The organism is Serratia sp. PAMC26656 (assembly GCF_016469055.2).
GTDB classification, from domain to species: Bacteria; Pseudomonadota; Gammaproteobacteria; order Enterobacterales; family Enterobacteriaceae; genus Serratia; species Serratia plymuthica.
This window is the reverse complement of sequence record NZ_CP150486.1, coordinates 1,399,976-1,414,041: the sequence shown is the minus strand read 5'-3', so window position 1 is coordinate 1,414,041 and position 14,066 is coordinate 1,399,976. Positions and strand designations below refer to the sequence as shown.

At 58.4% G+C, this 14,066-nt stretch carries 15 protein-coding genes; 5 read left to right on the top strand and 10 right to left on the bottom strand.

The annotated features are described in order from the left end of the window. Positions 1-75 precede the first annotated feature (75 nt). On the top strand, positions 76-1,752 hold the full coding sequence (locus tag JEM67_RS07285; RefSeq protein WP_199635467.1) for a hypothetical protein: 1,677 nt from the start codon (positions 76-78) through the stop codon (positions 1,750-1,752). Between the two features lie 59 nt (positions 1,753-1,811). Here JEM67_RS07285 and bioD read toward each other — a convergent pair whose 3' ends face one another. Genes bioD through bioB form a run of 4 tightly spaced genes read right to left on the bottom strand, consistent with a single transcriptional unit; the run spans position 1,812 to position 5,424 of the window. Continuing rightward, entirely contained in the window at positions 1,812-2,492 is a 681-nt protein-coding gene (bioD, locus tag JEM67_RS07280) for a dethiobiotin synthase (protein ID WP_199635468.1), read from the bottom strand. Further along, a complete protein-coding gene (gene bioC / locus JEM67_RS07275) occupies positions 2,485-3,252 on the bottom strand; it encodes a malonyl-ACP O-methyltransferase BioC (RefSeq protein ID WP_013811956.1) in 768 nt (255 codons plus the stop codon). The genes bioD and bioC overlap by 8 nt, the downstream gene beginning before the upstream one ends. Next, entirely contained in the window at positions 3,236-4,387 is a 1,152-nt protein-coding gene (gene bioF, locus JEM67_RS07270) for an 8-amino-7-oxononanoate synthase (protein ID WP_199635469.1), read from the bottom strand. Before bioF ends, bioC begins: the two co-directional genes overlap by 17 nt. Continuing rightward, positions 4,387-5,424, bottom strand: coding sequence for a biotin synthase BioB (gene bioB, locus JEM67_RS07265; RefSeq protein ID WP_013811954.1), 1,038 nt, complete (start codon positions 5,422-5,424; stop codon positions 4,387-4,389). The genes bioF and bioB overlap by 1 nt, the downstream gene beginning before the upstream one ends. 90 nt (positions 5,425-5,514) lie before the next feature. On the opposite strand from bioB, the gene bioA reads away from it, so the two are divergent. Next, entirely contained in the window at positions 5,515-6,789 is a 1,275-nt protein-coding gene (bioA, locus tag JEM67_RS07260; protein ID WP_199635470.1) for an adenosylmethionine--8-amino-7-oxononanoate transaminase, read from the top strand. 4 nt (positions 6,790-6,793) lie between these two features. On the opposite strand, the gene JEM67_RS07255 is transcribed toward bioA, so the two are convergent. Continuing rightward, complete coding sequence (locus JEM67_RS07255) at positions 6,794-7,195, bottom strand: YkvA family protein (RefSeq protein WP_199635471.1); 402 nt, start codon at positions 7,193-7,195, stop codon at positions 6,794-6,796. 165 nt (positions 7,196-7,360) lie between these two features. On the opposite strand from JEM67_RS07255, the gene JEM67_RS07250 reads away from it, so the two are divergent. Continuing rightward, positions 7,361-7,843 carry a kinase inhibitor gene (locus JEM67_RS07250; protein ID WP_199635472.1) on the top strand — a complete coding sequence of 161 codons (483 nt, stop codon included), beginning with the start codon at positions 7,361-7,363 and terminating at the stop codon, positions 7,841-7,843. 250 nt (positions 7,844-8,093) lie between these two features. Here the strand turns inward: JEM67_RS07250 and pgl are convergent, their stop codons facing one another. Beyond that, the gene (gene pgl / locus JEM67_RS07245; RefSeq protein ID WP_199635473.1) at positions 8,094-9,089 is read right to left on the bottom strand and encodes a 6-phosphogluconolactonase; all 996 of its coding nucleotides are present in this window, start codon (positions 9,087-9,089) and stop codon (positions 8,094-8,096) included. 178 nt (positions 9,090-9,267) lie between these two features. On the opposite strand from pgl, the gene JEM67_RS07240 reads away from it, so the two are divergent. Then, positions 9,268-10,092: a pyridoxal phosphatase gene (locus JEM67_RS07240; RefSeq protein ID WP_199635474.1), complete on the top strand. Its 825-nt coding sequence runs from the start codon at positions 9,268-9,270 to the stop codon at positions 10,090-10,092. Between the two features lie 32 nt (positions 10,093-10,124). Here JEM67_RS07240 and modC read toward each other — a convergent pair whose 3' ends face one another. From modC to JEM67_RS07220, 4 genes are all read right to left on the bottom strand, one after another. Further along, positions 10,125-11,192: a molybdenum ABC transporter ATP-binding protein ModC gene (gene modC, locus JEM67_RS07235; protein ID WP_013811949.1), complete on the bottom strand. Its 1,068-nt coding sequence runs from the start codon at positions 11,190-11,192 to the stop codon at positions 10,125-10,127. Further along, positions 11,193-11,882, bottom strand: a complete 690-nt coding sequence (gene modB, locus JEM67_RS07230; RefSeq protein ID WP_013811948.1) for a molybdate ABC transporter permease subunit — start codon at positions 11,880-11,882, stop codon at positions 11,193-11,195. It abuts the gene before it with no gap. Then, complete coding sequence (modA, locus tag JEM67_RS07225) at positions 11,879-12,652, bottom strand: molybdate ABC transporter substrate-binding protein (RefSeq protein WP_013811947.1); 774 nt, start codon at positions 12,650-12,652, stop codon at positions 11,879-11,881. Before modA ends, modB begins: the two co-directional genes overlap by 4 nt. A gap of 163 nt (positions 12,653-12,815) precedes the next feature. Beyond that, positions 12,816-12,965: an AcrZ family multidrug efflux pump-associated protein gene (locus JEM67_RS07220; RefSeq protein ID WP_004941845.1), complete on the bottom strand. Its 150-nt coding sequence runs from the start codon at positions 12,963-12,965 to the stop codon at positions 12,816-12,818. 190 nt (positions 12,966-13,155) lie between these two features. Between JEM67_RS07220 and modE the strand changes: the two genes are divergently transcribed. After that, on the top strand, positions 13,156-13,947 hold the full coding sequence (gene modE / locus JEM67_RS07215; RefSeq protein ID WP_199635475.1) for a molybdenum-dependent transcriptional regulator: 792 nt from the start codon (positions 13,156-13,158) through the stop codon (positions 13,945-13,947). Positions 13,948-14,066 lie beyond the last annotated feature (119 nt).

Here is a 14,066-nt window from a genome sequence, read left to right as displayed (position 1 = left end):
TGCTGTGAATGAGTCAACACGCCTTCCATACTCAACGGGCTTTCATACCTGATTGACCTTACTGAGGAGTGGACAATGGCTGATAACGACGCAGCGTTTATTCAATATAGCGATCTGAACACGAAGATCTGGACCCTAAAAGAACGTCTCGATATCGGGGGGATTTACGTCAAGTCACGCGATGAGCTGATCAAAGCGCAAACCTTCATTAAAGACACATTAAAAAGACCGGCAATCGTCAAATTCACTGCGCCCTTTGAGGAATGGGTCGCGCCCAAGACCGATATCGACGTGGGTTTCGTTTATATCGACGGCAATGGCGTAAAAATAACCACTAATATTCCAAGTGGTACTGAAAGCGATCACAACTACTTTATGCGTTGCTACGCAACGTCCCTCGCATTGGATAATGGCGTCCCAATTCGACCAGCACCAATCTTAAAAAACTTTACCGTCAAAGGGATTGGTGCAAAGAAAAAACCCACACAGCCTACTGTGACCGATGAAGAAAAAGTCGAATACAACTTTATTGACGGGATCTTGTTTGATTCACCGGAAAAAAAAGATCCTCAGGGAAACTTGCAGGGAGGCCTGCTGGGGAATTTTTCCGTTAATAACGTGTATATCTCCGGTTTTTATTACGGTATGTATTTTGGCTCCAACGCCTATATTGGACATCACTATGCCTGTGAGATCATCCGCTGTCATGAATGCGTGCACATGCCCTCTGCTGAATCCGGTGCTAAAAACTTTGGTGAGGGCATTAACTTCTTTGGCGGCACTCTCGGTAACTCGCAAGGGCTGGCCATCGGCAACCAGAACCCGAACGGCGCTTTTCGTTTCTTCGGTACATCAATAGATTACGCTGGTGCTATTGTAAATGTGCAGGCAGGGAGCGTCGAACTGCACGGTTGCCATATCGAGTTCAATAATGAAAATAGCCCACTCACTGACTTCCCCTTCCGTTGTAGCGCCAACCAAAATGCCTCATTGCTTATTCAGGGAGGCGAGATTATTACGCTGGAAGGCCCTCTGACCAAAGATTACTGTTTTTTTGCCGAAGCGGGCAGCAGTGGAATTATCGTCGAAAACGTTAAATTTTATGGTGTCAGAACCGCGACAGGGCGTTATTTCGGCGGCACTGGCGACTTTGTGATTAATAACAGCCGGCTCGATGGCGGCGGCGGAGGTAAAGGCCTTCAAACTTTAACTACCGCGAATAATAATAAAATCAAGGACGGCAGTTTCGCATTCAGCACCAAACCCTTCGGTTGGGAGGTTTCCGGCGGTAACGTCAGCGATCCTTTTACCTCGGATGCCATTACCCTCGCCATTGAAGCCGGTACGGGCGTTAACGGCAGCAATGCGTTAAAAGTGACCAAATTGGGCAATACCAATACCAACGCCGGTCTGAGGGTGGTTGTTCCGGTATCGCAATATGAACAGTTGGGCGCCTGCTTTACTCTGAAAGCGCTGAATGGCGGGTCCGGCAATTTATTTGCCACACTGCGCTATGCCTGCATTCAGGAGATCGAAAGCAACGGTGTGTCGATCATCGCCAAATCTGATGCCGCCGCCTGGGATGGCACCCTAAACGCCAATGATTATGCTCAGTTCAAAGAGTACCGTTTCAACAGCAACAGACGCAAAGTGCCGGTTTGGGCGACCCACGTCATCCTGTCTTTCAATTTGTACGCTTTAGCGAAAAATGGCGTTCTGTACTTCGATAATGCCTGCGTTACTGCCATGTGAAAACGACAAGTCACATTATCTCCGTCCACGGTAAATGCCGTGGACGGACGACTCGACGATCAGTGGGATAAAACGTTCAAATCCAGATACGTCCCCAGCGCCTGCCGCTCAGGTTGCGGCAGATGCGGGATCTCCCCCAGCAATGGCGCAGGCAGCATACGGCGCAGCGTAGCCAAATATTCCTGATGACGGCGGCCCGGTGCAGTCACGTCGTTGGCAATCCACCCGGCAAGCTGCAACCCCGCCTGCTGGATCGCCTGCGCGGTCAACACGGCATGATTAATGCAACCCAGTTTGATCCCCACCACCAAGATCACCGGCAGTTGCTCCTGCTGTACCCAGTCGGCGAAGGTATGCTGCTCGGAAAGCGGCGTAAACCAACCGCCTGCCCCCTCGACCAACAGCCAGTCGGCCCTTTGCTCCAGGTGGCGCAGGCCGGCGGAAAGCTGGGCCAGCTCGATTGGCCGCCCTTCGTCGGCACTGACAATGTGCGGCGACGTCGGTTCGGCAAACACATAAGGATTCACCTCCGCGTAGCTCAGCGCCACGGCGCTGTTGGCCTGTAATGCCAGCGCGTCGCCATTGCGCAGTCCCTCGGCCGTCATGTCACTGCCGGAGGCAACCGGCTTGTAACCGGCCGTGCGATAACCCGCCAAATTGGCCGCCTGCAACAAGGCGCTGCTGGCCACGGTTTTACCCACCTCGGTATCGGTGCCGGTGACGAACCAACGCTTAATCACGATAAATCACTCCATAAACCAGATGATAGCTGAGCGGGAATTGCCCGCCCCGGCGTGGATAGGCAGCCTGTAAAGCGGCAAGCCGCCGACGGGACAGCAAACCGGCTTCGCGCCCCTGATGCAAATGGGTGGCGCCGATCCCCTTGAGCGATCGCATCAGCGCCATCACGTCCGGGTAGTTCAAGGTTTGTCGCTCCGTCTCCAGACGGTGGCGATAGCCGGCGCAGGCCGCGTCGATCTGCGCTAACGGCAGAAAGTCGTTCACGTGACGCTCGCCGTCTACCTGCTGCCAGGCGTCGCCCAGCTCCGCCAGCGAGCCTTCTGCCAGCGTAGAAAACAAAATCACGCCACCTGGCCGGGTTACCCGGTACAACTCCGCCAAAGCGCGCGGTAAATCGCTGCACCATTGCACCACCAGGCTGCTGAAACAGATATCCACCGCGGCCGCAGGCAGCGGCACATTTTCGATATCCCCCAGCAGATAATGGTCCGCAGCCTGCTGCTGGCGGGCGAATGCCAGCATGCCCGGCGCCAGATCGAGCGCGGTGACCTGTTTCCCCAATTCGCGCCAGCGGCGGCTGAAGTGCCCGGTGCCGCAGCCTGCGTCGAGCAACTGTTCGCCCCGATGCTCCGCCCCCATCCCCAGCAAGCGCTCACCGACGTCACGTTGCAGTACCGCCGCCGAATCATAACTGCCCGCCGCACGGCTGAAGGCCGAGGCTACCGCCTGCTTGTTGACCGGCTCAAAGGCTGACGTCATGCAATACCTCCAACAGGCGATCGATATCCTGCGGCTGATGCGCCGCCGTCAGGGTAATGCGAAGGCGCGCGCCGCCCGGTGGCACCGTTGGCGGGCGAATGGCGCTCACCCACAATCCCTGGCCACGCAGCTGCTGCGCCAGATCGAGCGCACGCTGGTTGTCGCCCACCAGCAGCGGCTGAATGGCGGTCACCGACGCCGTCAAGGCTAATGGCAACTGGGCCGCACCTTGCCGGAAGCGCTGAATATTGTCCTGCAGCCGGGCGCGTAATTCGTCACCCTGCTGGATGCGGTGCAACGCCGTCTGCAAGGCGCAAGCCTGCGCCGGCGGCATCGCGGTGCTGTAAATCAAATGGCGGGCAAACTGCAGCAGGTATTCCGCCGTGGCTTCGTCGCACAGCACGGCCGCGCCGCTGACGCCAAAGGCTTTACCAAAGGTGACCACCAGCAGTTCGGGCCGCACGCCCTGCTGCCAGCAACTGCCGCGCCCTTGTTCGCCGTGAACGCCGATGCCGTGCGCGTCATCGACCATCAGCCAGGCACCCGCCGCTTGGGTCAGGCGATGCAGCTCTGCCAGCGGTGCGCTGTCGCCGTCCATGCTGAACACCCCTTCGGTCACCGCCAGCATCTGGCCACCACAGGATTTTGCCAGCAAACCGGCCAGCGCCTGCGGCTGATTGTGGCGAAAACGACGCAGCTGGGCCGGTGAATGGGCGGCCGCCTCCAGCAGCGACGCGTGGCTGAGCCGGTCCGCCAATATGCGATCGTCCGCCTGCATCAGCGCCGCCAGCAATGCCTGATTGGCGGCATAGCCGGAGATAAACAGCAGCGCACGCGGGTAGCCGAGCCACTCCGCCAGTTGCTGTTCCAGCGCCTGATGCGCCGCACAGAACCCGGTGACGTGCCCGGAGCCGCCGCTGCCGACGCCATACTGCTGGGCGCCCTGCTGCCAGGCGGCGATCACCTGCGGATCCTGGCTCAGGCCAAGATAGTCGTTGCCGGAAAAATTCAGGTAGCGCTCGCCGCCCAGCTGAATATGGCGGCCATTGCCGCCCTGGTTCACCTGGCGATGACGGTAAGCGGCATTCTGCTGCCGCTCCTCCAGCGCCTGTTCAATACGTTGTTGCCAGCTCATTACAGCGCCGCGTTGTAAAACTCAGCGGTATCGGCATGCAGCAGCTGCTCCGCCAGTACCTGTTGCTGCTGGTTGTCGCCGTGCTCGGTTTCGGTCTGCTGCGGGTTGAGGCCCAGCTTGCGGAACAGTTGCAGATCTTTGTCTTCTTCCGGATTTGGCGTGGTCAGCAGTTTGCAGCCGTAGAAGATGGAGTTGGCGCCGGCCATAAAGCACATCGCCTGAGTTTGCTCGTTCATTTGTTCGCGACCGGCGGAAAGGCGGACGTAGGAAGCCGGCATCATGATGCGCGCCACCGCGATGGTGCGAATGAAATCGAACGGATCGACGTCATCGTTATCCGCCAACGGCGTGCCTTTTACCTTCACCAGCATGTTGATCGGCACGCTCTCCGGCGGTGTCGGCAGGTTAGCCAGCTGCACCAGCAGCCCCGCGCGGTCACGCACCGTCTCACCCAGCCCGACGATGCCGCCGGAACAGACTTTAATGCCCGCCCCACGCACCTTGTCCAGCGTGTCCAGACGTTCCTGATAGCTGCGGGTAGTGATGATGTTGCCGTAAAACTCCGGCGAGGTGTCCAGGTTGTGGTTGTAATAATCCAGCCCGGCGTCCGCCAGCCGTTCGGCCTGGGTGTGGTCAAGCGTACCCAGCGTCATGCAGGTTTCCATGCCCATCGCCTTCACCCCCTGCACCATCTGTTGCAGATAGGGCATATCGCGCTCGTGCGGGTTCTTCCACGCCGCCCCCATGCAGAAGCGGGTCGATCCATTCGCTTTGGCCTTGCGCGCCGATTCCAGTACCTGTTCCACCTGCATCAGCCGCTCCGTCTCAAGACCGGTTTTGTAGCGCGAACTTTGCGGGCAGTATTTGCAATCTTCCGGACAGGCGCCGGTTTTGATTGATAACAGCGTGCTCACCTGCACCTGACGCGGATCAAAATGCTGACGGTGAACGGTCTGGGCTTCAAACAACAGCTCAAGTAACGGTTTATCAAACAGGGTCTGGGCAAGACCCACTGTCCAGTGAATGCGATCGGCCATCACGGCGTCTCCAAAAATGAAAAAAGTGTCGTCAGTGTAGATATTGTGGATATACTGTCAACCATTACGAATATGATTTGGTTTACAAGCATGTCTATCAGCGCCTCCGACCTTGAATTCGACCAGCGCCATATCTGGCACCCGTACACCTCCATGAGCCATCCATTGCCCTGCTATCCGGTAGAGGCCGCCAGCGGCGTCGAGCTGCAATTGGCCGACGGCCGGCGCCTGGTAGACGGCATGTCTTCCTGGTGGGCGGCGATCCACGGCTATAACCATCCGCAGTTGAACCTGGCCGCCACCCGGCAACTGGAAAAAATGTCGCACGTGATGTTCGGCGGCATCACCCATCCTGCCGCTATCGCGCTGTGCCGCAGGCTGGTGGAGATGACGCCGGAGGCGCTGCAATGCGTTTTTCTGGCGGATTCCGGTTCGGTGGCCGTCGAAGTGGCGCTGAAGATGGCGCTGCAATACTGGCAGGCGCGTGGGGAGCGGCGGCAGCGCATTCTGACCCTGCGTCACGGCTATCACGGCGATACCTTCGGCGCGATGTCGGTGTGCGATCCGGACAACTCGATGCACAGTCTGTATCAGGGCTATCTCGCGCCGCACCTGTTCGCCACTGCGCCGCAGTGCCGTTTTGATGAACCCTGGAATGAAAACGACATTGCGCCGTTCGCCGCACTGCTGGAACAGCACGCCGGGGAGATCGCCGCAGTGATTCTGGAGCCGGTGGTGCAAGGCGCAGGAGGAATGCGCATTTACCACCCCACCTACCTCAAACGGGTGCGCGAGCTGTGCGACCAGCATCAGATACTGCTGATTGCCGATGAAATCGCCACCGGTTTTGGCCGCACCGGCAAGCTGTTTGCCTGTGAGCACGCGGAGGTGGTACCGGATATTCTCTGCCTGGGCAAGGCGCTGACCGGCGGGTATATGACGCTGTCGGCTACCCTGACCACCCGCCACGTGGCGGAAACCATCAGCAACGGTGCGGCAGGTTGCTTTATGCACGGGCCGACCTTTATGGGTAACCCGCTGGCCTGCGCGGTGGCCGAAGCCAGCCTGTCGCTGTTGGCGGAAAACCATTGGCAGCAGCAGGTCGCCACCATCGAAACTCAGCTAAAACAGCAGCTATTGCCGCTCCTGTCTCTGCCAAAAGTGGCGGATGTGCGAGTACTGGGGGCGATTGGCGTGGTGGAAATGCGCGAACCTGTGAACGTGGCACAGTTGCAGCGCGGGTTCGTGGAGCGCGGGGTGTGGATCCGGCCATTCGGCAAGCTGATTTATCTGATGCCGCCTTACATCATTCAGCCCGATCAGCTCAGCCGGTTGACCGCGGCCGTGGCCGCAGCGGCGAGCTAACGGCCTACCAATGCTGGTCCAGATAGCGGGCCAGTAACACCAGACACAGCACCCACAATAAAATGATCATCACCGCCGCCATGCGGCCGGTGGGATTATCGATACGCCGTTGCGCCTTCTCCCGCAGTTCCGCCATCAGCGGTTGGGGGATCAGGCGCACCGCCAGCATGATGCCCAACGGCACGATGATCACGTCGTCCAGATAGCCCAGCACCGGAATAAAATCCGGGATCAAATCGATAGGCGACACCGCATAGCCGGCCACCAGCAGGGCAACCAGTTTGGCGTACCAGGGAGTGCGCCGATCGCGGGCCGCCAGCCACAGCGCATAAATGTCGCGCTTGATGCCCTTGGCCCAGCGGCGCAGCCAACCAAACCTCGGCGTGCGTTTTTTGAATGAAATCATGATTACTTTTATCGATCTGTGAATTATTGATGTCGCTTATGTAGCTTCGGCGTTAAGGATGGTAACTCATAGGTGAGGCCACTGGCGAGATGCAATGACGCTTGTGTTATCGCGCCAAAAAGGTCTAGCTTAGGCATTCAGCTTTTACCGACCCATGGAGTCATTATGAGCTTTCGTTTGTACAGCAACGATCTGCAAGACGGCGCGAAAATGCCGGAGCGCCAGGTCTTTAATGGCATGGGCTATCAGGGCGAGAACCTGTCGCCGCATCTGGCCTGGGATGGCGTGCCGGAAGGCACCAAGAGTTTCGTGATTTCGGTGTACGATCCCGATGCCCCGACCGGCTCCGGCTGGTGGCACTGGGTAGTGGCCAACATCCCGGTGCAGACGCGTGAACTGCCGCAGGGCGCAGGCTCAGGCAAAAGCGGTTTGCCGGCCGGCGCTATCCAGACCCGCACCGATTTTGGTTCAGCCGGCTACGGCGGCGCGGCCCCACCGCAGGGCGAAAGCCACCGCTATCACTTCACCGTGCATGCGTTGGATGTAGAAACCATTGAGGTGGATGAAGGCTCCAGCGGCGCACTGGTTGGTTTTAACGTGCACTTCCATAGCCTCGGCAGCGCTACGCTGACGGTGAAGTACAACTGATTTTTTGGCAAATAAAAGGCTCTTTCGAGCCTACTTTCCAATAATTCATACCCTATGGATTTCAAGTTGCAGCTAGGCGCCAAGCTCGCTCATCCCCGGAGCTTACTCAAGTAAGTGACTGGGGTGACAAATCTGCCGGGAGCAGATTTGAACGCGGCTTGCAGCGGCCCCGAAGGGGTTCGGCCCACGGATGGGCCGAATAACAGAGTGCAGGTAACAACGCTGCAGCTTGAAAGACGACGGGTATCATTTACTTCGCTAACACGCTTACCCACATCGGGCCTTTACCCACTGGGTACCTTGCCAACGTGGTCAGTTTGCCGTTGGTCTGATCGATTTCATAGACTCCGATATGATCGGATTTCTGACCTGCTGCAATCACGAAGCGGCCGCTGTGGTCGATGTTGAAACCGCGTGGCTGCTCTTCGGTCGGATGATGGCCGACCGGCGACAGGGTGCTGCCGTCTTCGGACACTCTGAAAATCGTCAGAATGCTGGCGGTGCGGTCGCTGGTGTACAGGAAGCGGCCATTCGGTGTGATGTGGATATCTGCCGCCCAGCGGGTGCCGTCGAAATCGTCCGGCATGATATTCACCGTCTGCGTCAGGGTGTATTTGCTGCCGTTTTCAGTGATGACGAACACGTCTACCGTGCCGTCCAGCTCGTTCACGCAGTAGGCATAGTTGTCATTGTGGTGGAACGCCATATGACGTGGGCCTGCACCGGTTGCGGTAGCCACCGCGTCCTGCGCGTGCGGCGTCAGTTTGCCTTCCAGACTCAGGTTGAACAGGCGGATGCGATCTTCTTTCAGGCAAGGTACCAACAGCAGCTGATTGGTCGGGTCGATATTGGCCGAGTGCGGTGCGGTTAAACCGTCGACCTGCTGAAGGGCCGCGACTACCACACCGTCATGGCCGATCGGGCTGACGCTGGTGCAGTTGCCGCTGTAGGACGCGGAGAACAGATAGCGGCCCTGCAAATCGGTGGAAATATGGGTTGGGCTGCCCGGCAGCGGCGCCATGCCGGCCTGTTGCAGTTTACCGTCCGCCTCAATGCGGTAGCTGACGATCCCGAAAGCCGGGCGCACGCCAACGTACAGGTGCGTTTTATCCGGGTGGATCACCATCGGCTGTACCTGGCCCGGTACGTCGACGGTCTGCAGCAGCACCAGTGCGCCGGTGTCATTTAACTGCCACACGTGGATTTGCTGGCTTTCCGGGCTGGCGACATAAACGATTTGCTTCATGTGTTCTCCTTGAAGAGAGTAAAAGAGAAACCGGTTTCAGGTTTGTCGGTTTCCCCTAGCTTACCTCACATCGGTGACATAACAACCCCGGATTGCAGATGAAATCTGTGCAGTTTTATCCATCGCTTATCCGGTGTACCATCAGGTTAGTTTTGTTGCTAACGATAATGAGATCCCTATGAGCTACCGCGTCATTGCCCTCGATCTGGACGGCACCCTGCTGGACAACCAAAAACGCATTTTGCCGCAATCGCTGGCGGCCCTGGCTGAAGCACGCGCCGCCGGTATCAAAGTGGTGGTGGCCACCGGTCGCCATCACGTGGCGATCCACCCGTTCTATCAGGCGCTGGAAATAGACACGCCGGCGATCTGCTGCAACGGCACCTATCTGTATGACTTCCAGCAGAAAAAGGTGTTGGCTGCCGATCCGCTGCCAAAAGAGCAGGCCAGGTTGGTGCTGCAAATGCTGAAACAAAGCGGCATTCACGGCCTGATGTATGTGGACGACGCCATGCTGTATCAGGATACCAGCGGCCACATCACCCGCTCGCTGGCCTGGGCGGAAACCCTGCCCCCGGCGCAACGCCCGACGCTGCTTCACGTCAACAGTCTGGTTCAGGCGGTGGACAAGGTGCAGTCGATCTGGAAGTTCGCGACCTCGCACGACGATATTCCCGCGCTGCGCAGCTTCGCCGAAACGGTGGAAAAAGAGCTGGGGCTGGCGTGTGAATGGTCATGGCACGATCAGGTAGATATCGCCAAAGGCGGCAACAGCAAGGGCAAACGCCTGCAACAGTGGGTCGAGTCTCAGGGGCTGAGCATGGATCAAGTGGTGGCCTTCGGGGATAACTACAACGATCTCAGCATGCTGGAAGCCGCCGGCCTAGGCGTAGCCATGGGCAACGCCGATGACGCTATCAAACAGCGCGCCGATCTGGTGATCGCCGATCACCTGCAGCCAGGCATCGCCGACGTGATCCGCACGCGGGTGCTGGGCCAGTAACCCCTTCGCCCTCCCCTGCGGGAGGGCCGTATTCAGCGCGCCTCGCGACTGATCGACACGCTTTTCACCTGCGCATACAGCCACTGCCCCGGCCGGATCGCCAGCTCGTCACGCGCCCACGGCGTAATGCGCGCCCACAGCACGCTTTCCCCCACCGCCAGCTTCACTTCCACCTGCCCGTCGACTTCCAGACACTCGGTCACCTTGGCCGGCAAGACGTTGCGAATGCTGCTGTTAACCGGCGGCTGCAAGATCAGCGAAACGTCGGCGGCATTGATGCGGATACGCAGTTGCGCCCCCAATGGGGCATCGACACCGCTGACCCACAGGCGTTGGTCGCCCAGCGCCAGCGCGGTCATGGCATAGCGTGAGTGATGTTCGATCACGCTGACGCGCAACACGCTGCTTTGATCTTCTCGCTGTAACCAGGGGCGCAGCGCGCTGCTGGCCCAAACCTCTTCCAGCCCGCCGAATGCCCGCACCTGGCCGTTATCCAGCACCATCACCTGTTCCGCCAGACGCAGGATTTCATCCATGCTGTGGCTGACGTAGAGGATCGGGATATTGACGTCCTGCGCCAGCCGCTCCAGGTACGGCAGCAGTTCGCGCTTGCGCGGCAGATCCAGCGACGCCAGCGGTTCGTCCATCAACAGCAGTTCCGGGGCGGTCAGCAAGGCGCGACCAATCGCCACTCGTTGTTTTTCACCGCCGGACAAGGTCAACGGCAGGCGGTTGAGCAAGGGGCCAATGCCCAACAGTTCAACGATGCTGTCGAACTGCGAGCGCATGCCGGCCGCCATGCCGTATTGCAGGTTGCCGCGCACCCGGTAATGCGGGAACAGGCGCGCGTCCTGAAACACGTAGCCGATACGGCGTTTTTCCGGCGGCAGGCAGAGGCCGCTGGCAGTATCCACCAGCGTGCGACCATTGAGCGCTATACGCCCTTGCTGTATGCGCGTCAGGCCGCCGATAGCGTTGATTAATGAGGTTTTACCGGCGCCGGACAGGCCAAAAATGGCGGTAATGCCCTGAGCGGGCAGATCCGCACGCACGTTGAGGTCGAGATCGCCGAGGCGTTGGGAAAAATCCAGCTCCAGCATTTAGATACCCATCCGTTTGCGGCCCCAGCGGGCCAGCCACTCGGAAACCATCAGTGAAACCAGCGACAACGCTATGGCAATCACGCACAGGCGTGCGGCGGCGGCTTCCGCCCCCGGCGTTTCAATCAGGGTATACATCGCCAGCGGAATGGTGCGCGTTTCGCCGGGAATATTGGATACAAAGGTAATGGTGGCGCCGAACTCCCCCAGCGAGCGGGCAAAACCCAGCACCACACCGACGATGACCCCAGGCAGCGACAGCGGCAGCGTAATGGTGAAAAACACCCGCCACGGATTGGCACCCAGCGTGCGGGCAGCCTGTTCGAGGCGGGTATCCACCGCCTCCAGCGCCAGCCGGATGGCCCGCACCATCAGCGGAAACGCCACCACGGCGGACGCCAACGCCGCACCGCGCCAGCTAAAGCTGAAACTGAAACCGAACCAGTCATACAGCCATTCGCCAATCACCCCGCGCCGCCCCATGGCGATCAGCAGTATATAGCCGACCACCACCGGCGGCAGCACCAGCGGCAGGTGGATAAGACTGTCCAGCAGCGATTTGCCGGGGAAACGGCAACGCACCAGGATCCAGGCCATCAGAATGCCGAAAGGCAAGCTGCAAACTACCGCCACGGCGGACACTTTCAGGCTCAGTTCAACGGCCTGCCACTCGTACTCACTCAGAATCATTTACGCGGGGAGAATCCATAATGGTGAAAAATAGCCGCCGCTTCCGGGCTTTTCAGGTAGTTATAAAAAGCGCTGACGGCCGGTGTTTGATGGCCTTTAACCACTGCCATCGGGTATTCAACCGGTTTGTGGCTGTCTTCCGGGAAGACGCCCACCACGCTGACTTTATCACTGGCTACCGCATCTGAGCCATACACAATGCCCAACGGCGCTTCGCCGCGCTCCACCAGCGCCATTGCACTGCGTACGTTGTTGGCTCGCGCCAGTTTAGGCTCCAACGCGGCCCAAACGCCGAGATTCTGCAACGCTTCTTTGGCGTAGATCCCCGCCGGTACGTGGTCCGGATCGCCCACCGCCAGGCGGCCGCCGTTCAACAGCTTCGCCCAGTCGGTCTGTTTGTTAAGCGTAATTTTATCCTGCTTGCCGTCTTTGGCTGCGATCAGTACCAGTTCGTTGCCCAACAGCGTATACCGCGTCTCTTTGACCATCTGCTGTTTGTCGATGGCGTAGTCCATCCACTGCTGATCGGCGGAGATAAACAGATCGGCCGGAGCGCCCTGCTCAATCTGGCGTGCCAGCGTAGAAGACGAGGCGAATGAAGAAACCACCTGCACATCCTTGCCTTTCTGATACTGGGCCGCGATATCCTGCAGCGCGTTAGTCAGCGATGCCGCCGCAAAAACGGTAATTTTCTCTGCCGCAGACGCCTGCATGACCATACCTGATGCCAATACAATACCGCCGACCCATTTAGTCCATTGCTGTTTCATGGTGTTCTCCGCAAATTAATGTGCAATATCGCCCTTCGTTATATAAAAAATAATATAACGTTGTGCGGAAACTTGTCATGCGGTTTATCGGCAGGGGAAGACATATCTTGAGAAACACCCGCCGAACGGCGCCGGCGGGCATTGAGAGGGGGATGGGTGACGATCAGTGCTGAGTGCGGTTTTCTTTCGAGCGGCCCACTTTGGAGAAAATGTTGAACACTTCCGCCAAACCGTAGATCAGGCCGAGAATGATCGCCATGACCACCGGCACCATTACCACAGCGAACAGCAAACTTTTCAATAATTCCAACATGGTAGCCTCACTTAACTGCCCATTGAGCGGTAATGAACACCGCTACGTAGCGCCATTTTAAACCAAAATAGCGGCTAAAACGGAGTTATTTTAAACATCGGGTGAAATTTGTAACCGGCCAAACGTGCCATTTTGGCGCTTTGCCGGTAAATCGGCGACAATAAGGCTTTTGCAGCCGACAGGACACGTTATGCAGGCCGAAATCCTCCTTACCCTAAAACTCCAGCAGAAACTGTTCGCCGATCCACGCCGCATCGCGCTGCTCAAGCAGGTCCGGCATACCGGCTCCATCAGCCAGGGCGCCAAACTGGCGGGCATCAGCTATAAAAGCGCCTGGGATGCCATTAACGACATGAACCAACTGGCGGAGCAAACGGTGGTGGAACGCGCCACCGGCGGCAAGGGCGGCGGCGGCGCTCAGATCACCCACTACGGTGAACGGCTGATCCAATTGTACGATCTGCTGGGCCAAATCCAGCAAAAAGCCTTCGACGTACTGCAGCAAGACAATCTGCCGCTCGACAGCCTGCTGGCGGCGATCTCCCGCTTTTCGCTGCAAACCAGCGCGCGTAATCAGTTCTTCGGCACCGTCATCGAGCGCGACCATCGGCAGGTGCAGCAGCATCTGGAGATTTTACTGAACGATGGAGAAACTCGCCTCAGCGCGGCGCTTACCCAACAGAGCGCCGACCGGCTGCAGCTCGCCCCCGGCAAGGAAGTGTTGGCGCTGATTAAAGCGCCGTGGGTGAAGCTCAATACCGATCCGGCCCTCATCGGGGCAGCGGACAATGCGCTGGCGGGCGTGGTGGCCAGCATCCAGCCGGGCGCCGATCACAGCGAAGTGCTGGTGACGCTGGCGGGCGGCGAAATCCTGTGCGCCACGGTGGCCAATCAGGAACTGCAACAGCTTAAATTGCAACCCGGCAGCGCGGTGCACGCCCTGTTTAACGCCGACCGGGTGATTGTCGCCACGTTGTGTTAAACGCAACGTAACGTTGCGTTTTTGCCGATTGACTTCACCCGCCAATGGGCCTATTTCTAAACAAAATATCTACAAAATATCCTATAGATTTCAAGTCGCAGCCAGCCACGCAGCGGCTT

What these genes read in the sequence shown, in the direction of transcription:
- modE (WP_199635475.1), top strand. Translation starts at nt 13,156, where the DNA reads ATGCAGGCCGAAATCCTCCTTACCCTAAAACTCCAGCAGAAACTGTTC.
- bioC (WP_013811956.1), bottom strand. Translation starts at nt 3,252, where the DNA reads ATGACGTCAGCCTTTGAGCCGGTCAACAAGCAGGCGGTAGCCTCGGCC.
- modA (WP_013811947.1), bottom strand. Translation starts at nt 12,652, where the DNA reads ATGAAACAGCAATGGACTAAATGGGTCGGCGGTATTGTATTGGCATCA.
- pgl (WP_199635473.1), bottom strand. Translation starts at nt 9,089, where the DNA reads ATGAAGCAAATCGTTTATGTCGCCAGCCCGGAAAGCCAGCAAATCCAC.
- bioA (WP_199635470.1), top strand. Translation starts at nt 5,515, where the DNA reads ATGTCTATCAGCGCCTCCGACCTTGAATTCGACCAGCGCCATATCTGG.
- JEM67_RS07285 (WP_199635467.1), top strand. Translation starts at nt 76, where the DNA reads ATGGCTGATAACGACGCAGCGTTTATTCAATATAGCGATCTGAACACG.
- bioB (WP_013811954.1), bottom strand. Translation starts at nt 5,424, where the DNA reads ATGGCCGATCGCATTCACTGGACAGTGGGTCTTGCCCAGACCCTGTTT.
- JEM67_RS07250 (WP_199635472.1), top strand. Translation starts at nt 7,361, where the DNA reads ATGAGCTTTCGTTTGTACAGCAACGATCTGCAAGACGGCGCGAAAATG.
- JEM67_RS07240 (WP_199635474.1), top strand. Translation starts at nt 9,268, where the DNA reads ATGAGCTACCGCGTCATTGCCCTCGATCTGGACGGCACCCTGCTGGAC.
- modC (WP_013811949.1), bottom strand. Translation starts at nt 11,192, where the DNA reads ATGCTGGAGCTGGATTTTTCCCAACGCCTCGGCGATCTCGACCTCAAC.
- modB (WP_013811948.1), bottom strand. Translation starts at nt 11,882, where the DNA reads ATGATTCTGAGTGAGTACGAGTGGCAGGCCGTTGAACTGAGCCTGAAA.
- bioF (WP_199635469.1), bottom strand. Translation starts at nt 4,387, where the DNA reads ATGAGCTGGCAACAACGTATTGAACAGGCGCTGGAGGAGCGGCAGCAG.
- JEM67_RS07220 (WP_004941845.1), bottom strand. Translation starts at nt 12,965, where the DNA reads ATGTTGGAATTATTGAAAAGTTTGCTGTTCGCTGTGGTAATGGTGCCG.
- JEM67_RS07255 (WP_199635471.1), bottom strand. Translation starts at nt 7,195, where the DNA reads ATGATTTCATTCAAAAAACGCACGCCGAGGTTTGGTTGGCTGCGCCGC.